This is a genomic window from Alkalinema sp. FACHB-956 (assembly GCF_014697025.1).
GTDB lineage: Bacteria > Cyanobacteriota > Cyanobacteriia > Leptolyngbyales > Leptolyngbyaceae > Alkalinema.
In genome coordinates this window covers 1-15,357 of the sequence record NZ_JACJRC010000008.1, presented here as the reverse complement: position 1 = coordinate 15,357, position 15,357 = coordinate 1, and the positions used below count along the sequence as shown (strand labels likewise).

The 15,357-nt window shown below is 51.1% G+C and carries 14 protein-coding genes; 7 read left to right on the top strand and 7 right to left on the bottom strand.

Annotated elements, in window-relative coordinates:
- Positions 1–101 precede the first annotated feature (101 nt).
- Together dapB and H6G21_RS10895 are read right to left on the bottom strand one after the other, a co-directional pair.
- Positions 102–923, bottom strand: a complete 822-nt coding sequence (gene dapB, locus H6G21_RS10900) for a 4-hydroxy-tetrahydrodipicolinate reductase (protein ID WP_190573439.1) — start codon at positions 921–923, stop codon at positions 102–104.
- A 106-nt stretch (positions 924–1,029) separates the two neighbouring features.
- On the bottom strand, positions 1,030–1,503 hold the full coding sequence (locus H6G21_RS10895) for a hypothetical protein (protein ID WP_190573438.1): 474 nt from the start codon (positions 1,501–1,503) through the stop codon (positions 1,030–1,032).
- A 354-nt stretch (positions 1,504–1,857) separates the two neighbouring features.
- Between H6G21_RS10895 and clpS the strand changes: the two genes are divergently transcribed.
- On the top strand, positions 1,858–2,139 hold the full coding sequence (gene clpS, locus H6G21_RS10890; RefSeq protein ID WP_190573437.1) for an ATP-dependent Clp protease adapter ClpS: 282 nt from the start codon (positions 1,858–1,860) through the stop codon (positions 2,137–2,139).
- A gap of 257 nt (positions 2,140–2,396) precedes the next feature.
- Positions 2,397–3,308, top strand: a complete 912-nt coding sequence (locus H6G21_RS10885) for a type II CAAX endopeptidase family protein (RefSeq protein ID WP_190573436.1) — start codon at positions 2,397–2,399, stop codon at positions 3,306–3,308.
- 101 nt (positions 3,309–3,409) lie between these two features.
- On the opposite strand, the gene H6G21_RS10880 is transcribed toward H6G21_RS10885, so the two are convergent.
- Positions 3,410–4,981 carry a photosystem II high light acclimation radical SAM protein gene (locus H6G21_RS10880; RefSeq protein WP_190573435.1) on the bottom strand — a complete coding sequence of 524 codons (1,572 nt, stop codon included), beginning with the start codon at positions 4,979–4,981 and terminating at the stop codon, positions 3,410–3,412.
- A gap of 371 nt (positions 4,982–5,352) precedes the next feature.
- Between H6G21_RS10880 and H6G21_RS10875 the strand changes: the two genes are divergently transcribed.
- Positions 5,353–5,694 (top strand): DUF1830 domain-containing protein, encoded by a 342-nt coding sequence (locus H6G21_RS10875; RefSeq protein ID WP_190573434.1) that lies wholly within the window; start codon positions 5,353–5,355, stop codon positions 5,692–5,694.
- 282 nt (positions 5,695–5,976) lie between these two features.
- Here H6G21_RS10875 and nadB read toward each other — a convergent pair whose 3' ends face one another.
- The 4 genes from nadB to H6G21_RS10855 form a co-directional block, all read right to left on the bottom strand.
- Entirely contained in the window at positions 5,977–7,713 is a 1,737-nt protein-coding gene (gene nadB / locus H6G21_RS10870) for an L-aspartate oxidase (protein ID WP_347278007.1), read from the bottom strand.
- Between the two features lie 241 nt (positions 7,714–7,954).
- Positions 7,955–8,398 carry a photosystem II complex extrinsic protein PsbU gene (gene psbU / locus H6G21_RS10865; protein WP_190573433.1) on the bottom strand — a complete coding sequence of 148 codons (444 nt, stop codon included), beginning with the start codon at positions 8,396–8,398 and terminating at the stop codon, positions 7,955–7,957.
- A gap of 157 nt (positions 8,399–8,555) precedes the next feature.
- A complete protein-coding gene (locus tag H6G21_RS10860) occupies positions 8,556–9,542 on the bottom strand; it encodes an FHA domain-containing protein (RefSeq protein ID WP_190573432.1) in 987 nt (328 codons plus the stop codon).
- Positions 9,543–10,069: 527 nt separating this feature from the next.
- Positions 10,070–10,684, bottom strand: coding sequence for a DUF3120 domain-containing protein (locus H6G21_RS10855; RefSeq protein WP_347278006.1), 615 nt, complete (start codon positions 10,682–10,684; stop codon positions 10,070–10,072).
- Positions 10,685–11,118: 434 nt separating this feature from the next.
- Here H6G21_RS10855 and H6G21_RS10850 point away from each other — a divergent pair, with 434 nt between their 5' ends.
- The 4 genes from H6G21_RS10850 to H6G21_RS10835 all read left to right on the top strand — a co-directional run.
- Entirely contained in the window at positions 11,119–12,018 is a 900-nt protein-coding gene (locus H6G21_RS10850; RefSeq protein ID WP_190573577.1) for an undecaprenyl-diphosphate phosphatase, read from the top strand.
- A 154-nt stretch (positions 12,019–12,172) separates the two neighbouring features.
- On the top strand, positions 12,173–13,564 hold the full coding sequence (locus H6G21_RS10845; RefSeq protein WP_190573431.1) for a TIGR03279 family radical SAM protein: 1,392 nt from the start codon (positions 12,173–12,175) through the stop codon (positions 13,562–13,564).
- Between the two features lie 126 nt (positions 13,565–13,690).
- Positions 13,691–15,034 (top strand): urea ABC transporter substrate-binding protein, encoded by a 1,344-nt coding sequence (urtA, locus tag H6G21_RS10840; RefSeq protein ID WP_190573430.1) that lies wholly within the window; start codon positions 13,691–13,693, stop codon positions 15,032–15,034.
- Positions 15,035–15,182: 148 nt separating this feature from the next.
- Positions 15,183–15,357 (top strand): IS630 transposase-related protein (locus H6G21_RS10835; RefSeq protein WP_190573429.1); only part of this gene is annotated, 175 nt, incomplete at its 3' end.

Genomic DNA, 15,357 nt, shown 5'->3' with positions numbered 1-15,357 from the left:
GCTTATTCCAGGCTGATACGGCTACGACCTAGGGTCTTGGCGAATGCCTAGGGGTTTGGCTCCGCGTCCATGGGCCTATCTATCGCCAACCTATCAATCACCTACAGAATTTTCTCCATTCCGTAAACCAACGTTTTCAACTCGATCACCTTACGGACACACAACAGGACTCCCGGCATATAGCAGGCCCGATCGGTGGTGTCGTGGCGTAGGGTGTAGATTTGCCCCGGTGCCCCAAAAATCACTTCCTGATGGGCAATGAAACCCGGTAAGCGCACGCTGTGAATGCGAATGTTTTCTTCCGCGAGGGCACCGCGCGCGCCTTGGAGCTTCTCCGTTTCAGTCACCTTCGCGGGATTGTAGGTTTTGCCCATTTCCGCCAGGAGTTGCGCCGTTTGTACCGCTGTGCCACTGGGGGCGTCGGCCTTTTGGTTATGGTGCAGTTCAATAATTTCAACGTGGTCGAAATATTTCGAAGCTTGCAGGGCAGCCTGTTGCATCAAAATGACACCGATCGAAAAGTTGGGGGCCAAAATACAGCCCGTACTGGCTTTGTCGGCAAATTCGGCTAGCTCCTGGATTTGATCCAGCGTCAACCCCGTCGTTCCCACCACCGGACGGACTCCGTAGGCGATCGCCGTGCGAATGTTGTGATACACCGCTTCCGGATGGGTGACATCCACCACCACGCCCAGTTGCTTTTCCTGGGAGAGCATCGCCATCATCGGTTCATACTCCCGCGTAATCGGCACTTCCAAGGGGTCTAGCCCCACGACTTCACCAATGTCTTGCCCTTCCCACTTGGGATTGTGGGCGATCGCGCCAAAGAGTTGTAAACCAGGAGCGCTGGCGATCGCTTTAACGATTTCACGCCCCATTTTGCCAGTGGCACCATTGACCACAACAGGAATCGGCTGGCTCATGATGGGTTCCCTCGGGTAAATCCTACAAACGGTAAATCATTCGGGCATTGGCCCAAAGGCTATTATTTCACCGTTATTTCACCGTGGGCACCCTCTGGAACGATTCTCACGCTGGAGTTGCCCCGTCCTGGGTGGGTGCGATGGGGTGGGTGGCCGTAATGGGGGGATTAATAACGGGGGGATTAATAACGGGGGGATTAATAACGGGGGGATTAACAAAGACTTCAGGGTGCACTTGGCAAATCTGCTGCACAAATTGATTCAGCCAACGACGGGCTTCTTGACTATGCTGCGGGGGAACGGGTTTTTCTGGATCAAGCAGCGCAGTCATCAAGGGCAGCACTTCTGTATCCAGGGCTTCCCGAAAGAGAACAGCGGGTAAGAGTAAGTCAGAACTATCCCGTAAATCTTGTACCAGTTCTAATAGGAGCAGGCTAGGCCCAGGACGGGCGATCGCGATCGGTCTAGCCCAGCATAGCCCACGACTGGGAACCATTTGCACGACTTCTCCAAACACAAACTCCGCATTTTGTTCAATACAGACAATTTGATTGGGAGAGAACTGGGGAACCGTCGTCATAGGGAACCGAAAAGAGGGAAACAGTTGGAAGGATGGCAATTTTGTTTTGAACGGGCGATTACGATCGTGACCTCGGTACAATCGTGACCTCAATACATTGTAGAAATTCGGTAGAAGCAATGGCTAGCGTTTCCTGTCGTCAAAAATCTCCGCTGAAGTCAGGAGGACGCTGGCAGACTAGGGGCAGAAATGCTATAACAATACAGGTTTCATTGGTTAGACTCTGGGTAAGTTCTAGGCTCAACAAGCCTCTCCCCACCAAGAGATTTTGGGAAGCGTAACTACAAAAATCTCTGGGAAAAAATTCTGGAAAGATGTAAAACAGTTTTTAGCAAATTTATCGAGGTTGTCACAGTGGCTGTCGAGACTATTGAACAACGTTCAACGTCCCGTCAATTAGCACCCAAGTACCGCGTGCTACTCTACAACGATCCATTCAACACAATGGAGTATGTTGTACAGACTTTGATGCACACCGTTCCGAGTTTGACGCAACCCCAGGCGGTCAGCATCATGATGGAAGCCCATACCAACGGGCAGGCGCTCGTTATTACCTGTGCCTTGGAACCTGCTGAGTTCTACTGCGAAATGCTGAAGCAGCATGGCCTAGAAAGCACGATCGAGCCAGATACTTAATGTGATCAGGCACCGTGATCAGGCATCTATCACTCACCAGATGCCTCAACTCAATTACGTCAACTGAATAGAGAATGCTGCAAACAATTGGCTAGCTCTGGATAAGCGAGCAATTGTCAAGGAATTGTCCAGCAAAGTATTGTTTATCTAAGAAGTATTGGTTATCGAAATAGAGTTAAGCGGGGCTGAGTTTAGCTTTGCCCTGTTTTTCCATGGAACGCTGAAGTATGGAACACTGAAGTGAGGACAATCAGGGCATGGCGCAGCCAGCAATTCTGCAACACATTAAAGGTTTGGCCAAGTTGAAAAGTTTAGCTAGGTTAAAAAGTTTAGCTAAGTTGCCTGCACCCCTACGGATCGTCTGCTTTCTTCTAATTTTGCTGCTGTGCTGGATCCCGATCGCTGGGCCGATCGCGCTGGTAGTTGCTGACCAAAACCTGGAATCCCTCCTGACGATGCCGATTTTGTACCTGGAATTTCTAGTCCTGATCCAGGTCTGGAATCGCTTACTGTACAACGAATCCCAACCATTACACCGCTATGGACTGCGACCTTTCAGTTGCAACGGGCGCAATCTATTGGCAGGATTATGCCTGGGGTGGGGGACTGTGTTCGGCTTATTTTTTCTCGAAGGAGAACTCGGGTGGGTACAGTGGCTGCCAGTCTCTGCAACGTTGCCTCGGATTGTGGGAGAAGCCCTGCTGATCTCAGTCCTGCTGGCTTTTGCAGAAGAACTGCTCTTCCGAGGTTGGCTGTTTAATGAGCTAGAGCGGGATTATTCCTCCAGCGTGGCCACGGCGACCAGTAGTTTGATTTTTGCGATCGCCCATTTTATTCGCCCCTTGTCAGAACTGATTGCCGCTTGGCTGACCTTTCCAGCCTTACTAATTTTGGGACTATCGTTGGCTTGGGCCAAACGGGCCACTGGGGGACAAATTGGCCTCTCGATCGGGATCCATGGTGGATTAGTTGGCGGTTACTATATTTTGAATGTGGGCAATCTGATCCATCCGGTGGCAACGGTACCGACTTGGCTGACGGGAATGAATGGCAATCCGTTAGCGAGTTTTCCAGGTGTGATCACCTTGGGGGTAATGGCGATCGGTCTACGGCAGTTGATGCAAGTTCGCGATCGCGGGAAACCCCGATCAAAACAGCAAAAATTCTAGCCTGCATTATTCACCACCCATAAAAAACTCCACTCCTGTGGCAATGGAGTGGAGTTTTTTAAATGTGAACCAGCAAATTGGTCTTGTGCACAAATTGGCAGTTAACGAGCCAGGGCCGGTTCCTTAGTCGCTGGAGCGATCGGTGCGGTTAGGGCCTCTTCCAACGGTGCACGCCCCACCCGTTCCTCCAGAACCTGCATGACTTCTCGCCCAAAATCATTGGGATTGCGTTTCCATGCCTGTAGACACACTTCCCCAAAGAAGGATCCTAGGGGCTCCGGATTCCACAGTAGCTTGCGGGCATTCCAGGGCATCTGGTTCATGGGATCGTAGCTACGATCGACGATGTTGTTTTCAAAGGCATAGTCTTCTAGGTGTGTGTGGGGTTGCAGCCCAATAAAGAAAATCGCGGGTTCCACTTTGTCCGCCCCGAAGACTTCCTCTAAGGCCCGGTGGTAGGCGATCGTCTGCCGTACCGTCTCAAAGGTTTCATCGATCACATTAAAGGAGTAGTTCACCGAAACCAGATCGTTGAACCCTGCCGCTTTGAGATCACGACAATTCTGCAAGACCGTGCGTAGGTTGTAACCCATCCGCATCTTGCGCACCAACTCTTGGGATCCGCTGGTAATGCCGATCTCAAAATAGTTCATGCCTGTCTGAACCATCAAGTCTGCGAGTTCTGGATCCAGATTGTCCGCTCGAATGTAAGCGGCCCAATGGATATCGGTCATGCCCGCAGCGATGATTTTCCGCAGCAATTCCTTGGCATCTTCCATAAAGCGCCGTGCCGGAATGAACTGGGCATCGGTGAACCAGAAGTTGCGAATGCCCCGATCGTAGAGTTGCTGCATTTCCCGCACCACTTCATCGGCGGGATTGATGCGCACCTGCTTACCTTCAATCACGGTGTAAACGCAGTAGCAGCAGTTATGGGGACAGCCCCGTTTAGTCTGCACACCCACATAGAAATCATCGGACTGGAAGTAATATTCAAACTCCGTCCAGATTTTTTCAATGTAGTCGTAGTTGCAGGCTGTTTTTTCGATCGCAGCGGGTTGCTCGTGGATCAGTCGCTGGCGGGGCTGTTCCATGCCTGCGATGTAGCACCGTTCCTGGGCAATGCTTTCCTTGCGAATCAGCTTTTCCAGCAGCGCTTCTCCCTCACCGACGGAAATAATGGTGCCCTTGGGAAGCTTATTCCCCAGTTGTTCATAGAACACACTGACCGCGCCCCCCCCAACTACCGTCGTGACATCGGGTACATACTGCTGTGCCCGCTTGATCCCGCGCTTAATCAGGGTCTGGTTCCGCCACAGCTCCCCATAGTAGGAGGTCAGCATCCGCAGGCCCCCGATCGCGCCACGCAGTTTGAGCAGCGGATTTAGGGAGTAGTAAAACTCGAAGGCATTTTGTAAGGGATTGCCCCCCCGCCCACCCACTGGCGCGTAGATCTGGATATCCCGCCAGGAAAAGACCAGGAGATTGGGTTGGAATTCGTCGATCGCCGCTTCCATGGCGCTGACATAGTCCAGCGGCGGCACTGTACCCAGGTCAAAGATTTTCTGTTCGATCCCAGGAAAAAGCTTATGGACGTGGTCGGCCAAATAGACAACCCCAATGGGAAAGATGGGATTACAGGGCAGCCGGACGTAGAGAATTCGAGCATCCATAGGAAATCCGCAGGGCAAGTTCAGGCGTGAGGACTGTGGGGATCGATTCATTCCAAGACAAATCTGAAATGAACTTTCACATAACTTTACGATACCACCGGAATCTAGCCCCTGGTTGGCTAACCCCAGAATTTGCAACAAGTTCTTCAAGTAGCGGGCAAACCATTGATTCTATCTAGGCCCCACGCAGGATCATGGAATTTTCCGCCATGTGGCTCTAGGGGAAATGCTTGGTTAATTCTTCCATGAATAATTAACACAACTAAAAGATGGTAGTTGGCTTGACAGTTCCCTGGGATCGGGGGGTGTTAGTGTTCAAAATGAGTTCAGTTTCGTTATCCTCACATCTGGGATGTCATCCTTAGGGCACTATGGCACAAATTTTTGATCCACTACCATCTGAAACGTCTGCGCGGTTAGTTTGCTGCTATGTCAACGTCACGAGTCAGATTCAAATTGTCCGCATTACCAACATTCCAAAATGGTACTTTGAACGGGTGGTTTTTCCAGGTCAGCGTCTGATGTTTGAAGCGCTACCGGAAGCCCTCTTGGAGATCCATACTGGGATGATGGCGAGTGCGATTTTATCGGATACGATCCCATGCCATAAGCTTTGCGTGCAGGCTGTACCGATGGTACAAGTTGTGCCCGATCAACTGCTCGAAGAACGCAACGAAGGATTGATGTGCTCCAATGCCGCGATCGCGTCCTAGACGGTTTGGGAAAGAGCTGATGGGGCCTATCCAATCCCTCTGCCAAATGCATACCTGTACGCATACCTGTGCCAAATACATAGGCTAGTCATAGCTCAAATAAGAGGCAAAGTTTAGGACGACTGGGTTTGATGATTTTGTTTAATTAATCAAGTTTATTCATCGGAGAAAGTAACCCACTGGGTGCTTTCTCCGTTTTTATTGGCGGTAGATCGGATCGGTTGCAGGGTGATGGGTTGCAAGTTGGGCAGGCTGGGGGGATGTGGGTGGGATTGGAGGAGATCAGCTTGGCGCACTGTGCACAGACCCTTGCCACCAGCGATCGCATCGTACCAGGGTATGAACCGTCCAATCCTCAGAGGTGTCTGGAAAGTCTGAGCAGTAGTGACCACCGCGACTCTCGGTACGCAAATGAGCACTGTGCAGAATCAGCGCAGCGATCGTCAGTAGATTTTGTAATTCGCCCCACTGGCGTAAAACCCCTTCGCCATCCGCTTGGGCTGCCAATGAAACAGACTGCGTCGGGAGCAGTGCTTGCAGCGATCGACTGACTGCCAAAGCCGCAAATTCCCTTTGCCATTGCTGGATCTGAGTCAGGGCTGCTTGCAAGTGGGAATGCTCTCGGCAAATTCCAGCACTTTGCCAGACCAGACGTGGTAATTCTACGCGGATATTTTGGATCCAAGCTAATTCCGCCGGATCGATCGACGGCAGAACGATCGGGGCTCTAGCAGCTTCTGGTAGAGAATCTGAAGGGGGCACATCCCTGGCATTCAAAGATGGCTCGATAGTCGGTTCAATGGCAATGTGAGCCAGTTGAGCCCCAAAGACAATGCACTCCAATAGGGAGTTACTTGCTAAACGATTAGCCCCATGTACGCCTGTGCTGGCCGTTTCGCCCACCGCATAGAGTCCTGGAATAGAGGTGCGGTTCATCGTATCTGCCAGGATGCCACCCATCCAATAATGGGCCGCTGGAGCTACGGGAATCGGTTCCTTGAGGATATCAATGCCCCACTGCTGACAGACTTGGATGATGTTGGGAAAACGATGGTGGATGCGATCGGGGGGAATGGGTCGTAAGTCCAGCCAAACATGGGCACTAGCGGGATCCGCTTCCGTCTTTTGCAGATGGCTGAAAATTGCGCGGCTAACAACATCGCGGGGGGCTAACTCTCCGGCTGGATGATAGTCAAAGGCAAAGCGGCGTCCCGTCTTGTCAATCAAATGGGCCCCTTCCCCTCGAACGGCTTCACTGATGAGAAACCGGGGAGCACCGGGTTGGGTCAGCGCAGTGGGGTGAAATTGGAAAAATTCTAAGTCCCGCAGAATGGCCCCGGCACGGTGGGCGATCGCCACACCATCTCCAGTACTGACCTTGGGATTCGTGGTTTGGGCAAAGACTTGGCCGCCGCCGCCCGTCGCCAATACGACCGCTTTTGCCGCCAGCCAGTGGATTTGCCCCTGATAGACCAAACACACCCCCCGACATTGGCCCGCGTCCATCCAAAGATCGAGCACTAGGGCAGGGGAAAGCACTTGAATATTTTCCCGGGCGAGAACATGGTTCGCTAAGGTACTCACCACGGCACGACCGGTCGTATCAGCGGCATGGAGCACCCGGCGGCGGGAATGGGCCGCTTCTAACGTGAGCGCCAGGGTATCGCCTTGGCGATCGAAGGCCACCCCGAGATCGACCAAATTGTGAATACAGTCTGAGGCCTGTTCTACCAAAAACTTGACCGCATCGTAGTCGCACAACCCTGCTCCTGCTTTGAGGGTATCCACAATGTGCAACTCGGTGGAATCTTCTGGAGAGACAACGGCAGCAATGCCGCCCTGGGCCCAGTCACTGGCCGATCGGGAAAGCTTATCTTTGCTAATCAGGCCCACTTGCAAATGTTGTGGCAGGCACAGCGCGCTATAGAGTCCTGCGGCTCCGGCCCCCACCACCAAGACATCAAATGTGTGCCCATCCAGTTGCCCATCCAGTTGCCCATCCACTTTGTACCCATCCACGATCGGTCTCTCTCCTCGGTCGATGCAGTCGATGCGGTCATTGAGAAATATCTGAGGAATAAAAAACTCTCTGCAACACGAGCAGGTCGAGCACGGTGCAGAGAGCAATCAAAAGTTCAGTTTGATCCGTGATACAGAACTGGATGACTCCTTCTCTGGAATCGTTGGCGTTAAATCCTGGGAATTAGCTGCGAGTGTCTGAGCCTACCCGATTCAACCCAATTTTGTCTTCCAGCACAAATTAACGATAAATCCCATTATTGATGCGATCGTTGCCTTCAACCAGAGCGGAATCCGGATCAGTCACGGTGAACTTGTCCAGATAGCCTTCTATCACGGACTTTTGTTCATTGGTCAGGCCAGGAATATTCAACACGTCATTCACCTGAGCATAGGGTGCATTTTTGACGATGATGCCTGCCAGTTTGGGGTACATCCCCGGTAAATCACGGAAGTAACGCACGTTGGTATTATTCAAATCCAACTTCTTGCCAAACTCCGTGGCTAACTTGTCAGACACCGTATTCCGGAGTTCCCCAGCTTCCGCAGCGAGAACCGTTGTAGGCTGCATCCAAGCACCCATGGCACCGAAATTAGCGGCCATAGCACTCTGAACATTGCCTAACCAACCGAGGCAGCCGACGATGATGCTAAGAACGGATAACCACCGAACAATACGCTTCATGAATTTAACCCTCCCACTCGAATCGAGCAGACTCTCTACACAGCTTTATTAGAGACTATCATCTCTCTGTTACGGTGTCGTTATCAAGTAGGGGAGAGTTCTCAGGATTCTTAACAATTGTTAGAACTGATGCTAGAACTGAGCCATGGAGAACCCCTTAAGAACGGGGAGTAGCGGCCTGTCGGAGCAAAAATTCATTGACTTGCTGGAAGGAGGCGGCGTAGGCGTTGGTGGGCTCGTCGTACCCCTTCAGGTTGACCGTATGTTGTTTAAAGGGGTCACAGGCAATCAGCAACGGCACCATGTATTGGTAGGTGGTTTCGCCGATCGCCACATCCCGGCCAATTTGCTTGGTAATGGTTTCTAGCCGAAAGGCCGCATTGACAGTATCGCCGAGGGCGGTATAGTCGGGTCGATCGCCAGTTCCCGTATTCCCAACCATGGCAAACCCTGTGTTAACACCGGCTCCAATGCGTAAGGGAAAGGGCACAGGATAAATTTGGGAGAGTTCGTTGGTCATTTGGTGCAGTTCATCCACAGATTGCACCACCGAGAGCATTTCCTGGGGGCTCACCTCCTGGGCACCATGAATCCAGACGGCCATCACGGCATCCCCAATATATTTATCCACCCAACTACCATGCTTGCGGATAATATCCCCCGCTCGCCGGAACCATTGGCCAATCATTTCCGACAGGATGCCTTCATCCAGTTGCCGGGTCAAAACCGTGTAATCCCGAATATCAATCACCAGCACAGAAATCAGGCGACGTACATGTAACGTGGCTGTGGCCGTAAATTCTCGGGACTCTTCATCCTGTTCAAACTGGGAAGCAGGACAGTAAAACTCCAGCTCCGTTTGTCCAAAGGTTAAATGATCCCCATTGCGGAGGGTGACTGGAACACTGACCCGACGACCATTTACGAAGGATCCGTTACGGCTGCCTAAATCAATCAAATATATTTCGCCATTTTCCATACTTTGCAGCATGGCATGGTTCCGAGAAATCCAACGATCGCCTAAAACGAAGTCATTTTCATCCCCTCGGCCGATCGTCCAGCAAGTGCCCTCGGCCAACGGTAGCCGCTGACTGCCCGATTCACTTCTCAAAAGTAGGTGGGGAGTGGGTTGAACAGTAACCACAGGTGTGCGCCAATAAGCCTTACAAAAAATTCTCCCATCTGAGAATCCCTGGCATTGGAAGTCTTAGATGCGAGCGAATCTGGAAATTCAACAAAATCAGCATCAATCCCAGATTATTACAGGAATCCTGAATTATTCTAGGAATCCCAAATAACTACAGAAATTCCAGTAACTACAGAAATTCCAGGTTGAACTGGACAACCCGGCTAATTTAAAAGATTCAACAGGAAAAACACCAGTTCGGCGAAAAATGCATCGCTAGCCAGAAGCATCACTAGCCAGAAGCATTACCAGCTAGAAGCATCGCTAGCTAGTACAAGTGGCACATCACTCCTTTGAAGTAGCCAAGCTAGATTGCTACGCTAGGAGCCTACTAGTATTCAGCAAACCGCTATTCAACACACGATCGAAGCTAACACAAGCAGCCAATGCCAGCACTAGAGAGTCAAAAGATAGTCAAAATTGACAGTCAAATGCCAACATAGGTACTCATCAGGATACACATAAGTTAATCGGATCGTTTCGCCTTACGCAAGTAAAGCCGCTATCCAAAATAAACCATCCACCAGAATTGTACTGAGAACGGCTCCACTGAAAGCTAACCAATGGAGTGAGGAACTGCGAATGGTTCGTAGGCCAATGGCCAACAGTAGTGCCCCTAATAAAATGACCCAAAGTTGCCCCCAGGGAGTACTCATTCGAGCCAGCGCACCATGAAAAATTGCTTCAACCTCACTGGGCTCTTGCATCAGCTGTCGCCAAGCAGGAATCAGGTCAACTGCGTAGAAGTATAAATCAGTAATCGCGGTTCCCAAAAGTGACCCGAGATAGAAAAAGTTACCGATTTTACACCAGCCTCGGGCTAACCCCCACAGGGCGATCGGAAGCGCCATCGCCTCAATGGGGAGGTGCAATGTCGGTTCCCAGCGTAACCAGCCCCAATACAGAGAACCCGCTAACCAAGTCCAGGTAAATCCGGTTAGGAGTTCGCCCCAAATTCGCGTTTTGGATTGTTGCGATAGGTAAATACTGAGCCAAGCCCAGACGATCGTGCTAGTGAGGCTAACCGCAGGCAACGATCGCACTAAAGGGGCTTGAAAAAAAACGGGGACTGAAATTAAAAAAACAGAACCTGCAATCACCCTCCAACGCTGGGATAATGAGAACTGAAAGAAAGGAGCACTGACAGGAGATTCAGTTGCTCGGGCAAGGGTTTGGGGATCGCGAGGGTAAGTAATCAACGGAATTCTGAAAAGCTGATTAATTTAGTTTACCTTCCTTAACAGTACCACACTCTTCGCAATCACCCGTAGTTGACGAAGATAGGACTTCACTAGGGGTTGCCCCGAAAGACCTTACAAATTCTTAATCAGCCTTCATGGTTTGTTGCTGATTGTCGTGTTTCCTGGGTGTATGGAGGGGGAGAAACGTTACGTAAAGTGACTGGTTTCATGCTGAGCCCTGACTAAATCGTCATCTCTACGACATCCTTGAGTCACACAAATTTTGTCAAAATACAACAGCCTAGTAAACAACGACGGTTATGAGTGGAATGCCCTTCACAGGAGTTGAGCCAATGCTGCTGGCAGAGACGGGAGTCACGCCATTATTTCAAGCCTTTCAGGGCATTGTCTTGGGAATTGTGCAAGGGATTACAGAATTTTTGCCAATTAGCAGCACTGCCCATCTGATTATTTTTCGGGATCTATTGGGGTGGGAAGCCGTGAGTTGCGCAGATGCCTTGGCCAGCGTTCCGCCGGACTGTGTGCCGCGATCGGGCTGGAGTAAGGAAGCGATCGATGCCATCCAGTTCGGCAGTGTGGTTGCGGTTTTAATGTATTTCTGGAAGGACTTTGACTTCCTCCTGCGAGGCGCTTGGCAAGCCTTTCAGCAAAAGGATTGGCGACGGGAAGAGTGGCGGATCCTAATTGGCATTGTGATTGGCACCTTTCCTGCATTACTGGGAGGACTGGTCTTCAAAATGCTGAAGGTGGAACTGGAAAGTCCGGTCATGATTGCCGTTATGTCGATCGTCATGTCGTTATTGCTGGGACTGGCGGAAAAAATTGGCAGTCGTAAACGGCGCTTTAGCCAGTTGAAAACCCAGGATGGGATTCTTGTGGGGCTGGGGCAGATGATTGCACTCTTGCCGGGGGCCTCCCGATCGGGGTCTACACTAACCACTGCGCTGTTTCTGGGGTTGGAACGACAAACAGCAGCTCGCTTTTCCTTTCTGTTGGGCTTTCCAACCCTCGCGATCGCTACCTTAGTGCAAGCAAAAGAAGTGGTGAACGAAGCGGCAATGGCAGTCCCCTTATTGGTGGGCATTGTTTCAACCTTTATCTTTTCCTATCTGTCGATCGCGTGGTTGCTGAAATTTTTGCAAAAACAAAGTACTTGGGTCTTTGTCTGGTATCGTCTGGTTTTTGCAGCTTTTCTATTTACAGCCCTGGGCTTGGGCTTATTGAAGGGCTAGAAAACTAAGCTGTTAAAGGTCTAGAAAACCAAGCTGCATGGCGTTCATCGACAAGTATCCAAGTAATGTTTCGTCGTTGCCGTCGATCAGCCTTGAAAAGACACGGTAGACTGAAGAACGCAGCCCTTCAGTTTTGGTTCAGCAGCTGTTATTTATGAGTGAGTCTACGATCCGTCCGGCAGTGATTAGTCAGGTCTTGCCCGCTTCGATCGCGGAGGAAATTGGCTTTGAGGCGGGAGACGCGATCGTGGCGATTAACGGCCAGAAGCCCCGGGATTTAATTGACTATCAATTTTTCTGTGCTGATGAGTCTCTCGAATTGGAAGTGCTCGATCGCAAGGGTCGCTCCCACACGATCGAAATTGAGAAGGATTACGACGAAGACCTAGGGTTGGAATTTGAAACAGCCTTATTTGATGCACTGATCCAATGCACCAATCGCTGTCCCTTTTGCTTTATCGATCAGCAGCCTCCAGGGAAACGGGAAACGCTGTATCACAAGGATGACGACTACCGTTTAAGTTTTCTCTATGGCAGTTACCTGACGCTGACGAATTTGCCTCAGCGGGAGTGGGATCGTATTGCAGCGATGCGGTTGTCGCCCCTGTACGTCTCCGTGCATGCGACCGAACCTGATGTGCGATCGCGGCTGCTGAAAAATCCACGGGCGGGGCTGCTGTTGGAGCAGTTAGCTTGGTTTGAGCAGAACGAGTTACAAATCCATGCGCAGGTGGTACTGTGCCCCGGCATTAATGACGGCGAACATTTAACGCGCACCCTCACGGATTTAGCCAACTTCCACCGGGGCGACTTTCCCGCAGTGCTCTCAGCTGCCGTTGTGCCCGTCGGTTTGACGCGCTTTCGGCCCGATCAGGATGAGCTGATTCCCGTTTCGCCCGCCAAGGCGCAAGAAGTGATCCACCAGGTGCAAGCCTTACAGCAACAGTTCCAGCAGGAACTCGGCTCAACTTTTGCGTGGTTGGCTGACGAGTGGTTTCTAATTGCAGGTATGGAGATTCCCTCGGAGCAGCATTATGAAGACTATCCCCAGATTGGCAATGGGGTTGGATCAATTCGGCTGTTTCTCAAGGAATTTGACAAGCAGGCTCGCAAACTGCCAGCCCAGATCGATCGACTTCAGCGCTTAACCTGGATTGTGGGCAATGCCGTGGAACTTGCATTTCAGCCGATTTTGCAACGGTTGAATCAAGTGGAGAATCTAGAAGTGACCATGGCCGCACTCAATAGCACTTACTGGGGCCAGAGTATTACGGTCACGGGTTTGTTGACGGGGCTGGATATTGTGGAACGGTTACGGGGACAGGACTTGGGAGATGGCATTCTTTTACCCTCTCTAATGCTGAAGTTGCATTCCACTCTTTTCCTCGATGATATGACGGTGGAGCAGGTGGCTGAGCAATTACAAACTCGGGTTTGGATTGTTGATGGAGCCGATGGTTTGGTGCAAACCTGTATCCATTTGGATCGGGAACAGGCGATCGGGGGAGGGGGTTCGACCGTGCTTGCCGCCGCCGGAGTGGTGTAAATTCAAGCGCTCCAACGTGACTGAACGTTAAATAGCTTGACAGCACTGTAATAAACCAGACCGCAGCCAGTCCCCAATCGTAGAGTGAAACGCAGGATTCTTTGCGATCGTTCGGGAGCATGTCCTATGGAACAACGATTTCGGCGACGGCGATTTCTGCAACTGGCAGGCTGGACGATCGCGGGGGCGGGGTTAACGGCCTTTGGCTTGCCACCCCGGCCCGCTTCCCCACCGCGATCGGTGAAACCCAATCCATTACCGAGTCCCCAACCCGCGCGATCGGCCCCAAAATCGAGCAAGCACCTGGCGATCGGCCTGCTCCATTCTCTGAGTGGCACGATGGCGATCAGTGAAATGGGTTGCTTAGATGCAGAAATGTTAGCCATTGAAGAAATTAATAAAACAGGCGGCATTTTAGGCCGAGAAATTGAACCAGTGATTGAAGATGGGGCTTCAGATTGGGTTCAGTTTGCAGAAAAAGCCAAAAAACTCATTCGCCAAGACCGCGTGCTGACTATTTTCGGTTGTTGGACTTCCGCTAGTCGTAGATCAGTATTGCCAGTATTTGAAGCGGAAGCTTCTATGCTCTGGTATCCCGTCTCTTACGAAGGACAAGAATGTTCTAAGAATATCTTCTACACGGGAGCCGTTCCTAACCAGCAGGTGGAACCCAGCTTGGATTGGGTATTCAAAAATTTTCCCGGAAAAGCCAAGTTTCTCTTGGGGTCGGACTATGTCTATCCTCGGGTGGTCAATACGGTGCTCAAGACTCTGATTTTGGCAAAAAAAGGCAGCTATCTCGGAGAAGACTATTTACCGCTCGGTGTCACCGATGTAGATCGGATCATCCAGAAAATTCGTCAGGCGATGCCCAAGGGGGGCGTCATTTTGAATTCCCTCAATGGCGATTCTAATGTTGCATTTTTTAAAGCCCTCCACCAGCAAGGCATGACGCCACAACACTATCCAGTCCTGTCGTTCACCATTACCGAGGATGAAACGTTAGCGATCGGTGCAGAATATCTGCGTGGACACTATGCTGTTTGGAACTATTTCCAAACCTTGAAGCATGGGGCGAACCAAACATTTATCCAAGCCTTTCGGGCCAAATACGGAGTCCAGCGCCGTCTGAATGATCCCATGGCATCGGCCTACACTGCCGTTTATCTCTGGAAGCAGGCGGTCGAAAAAGCGGGTACAGTCCAGGATCTAGAGGCAGTGCGACGGGCAGCCATTGGCCAAACCTTTGTGTCTCCCATGGGGCGCGTCACGCTCAATCGCAATCACCACCTTTCTAAACCTTGCTACATTGGCCAAGCCCGATCGGATGGATTGTTTAACATCGTCTACGGATCTTCAGGGCCGATCGCGCCGGAGCCTTGGAGTCAAGCCATTGCAGAAACTAAAGGCTATGCCTGCGATTGGACGAATCCCAAAAGAGGAGGGAAGTTCAAGAGTAGACAGGTTTGACCCATCCGCCAGTGTTGACTACTGGCTACCCTCATCAACACCATTGACCATGCGCCCCTCGCCAGAACAATCAAAATCCAAATATAGCTAAAGCCAGCGACCTTAGGACGTAGACTAGAAGGGAAGTGAGTAATTCCCCCTGCTGACCATGGCCCGCCCCTACAGTGAAGATTTTCGACGCAGAGTCATCGAAGCGATCGAATTGGACGGACTGAAAAAACAAGAAGCCAGTGAACTGTTTCACATCAGTCGCAATACGATTAACCTGTGGCTCCACCGCAAAGCCGAAACCGGAGATATTAAACCCAAGCAACGCCAGTCTC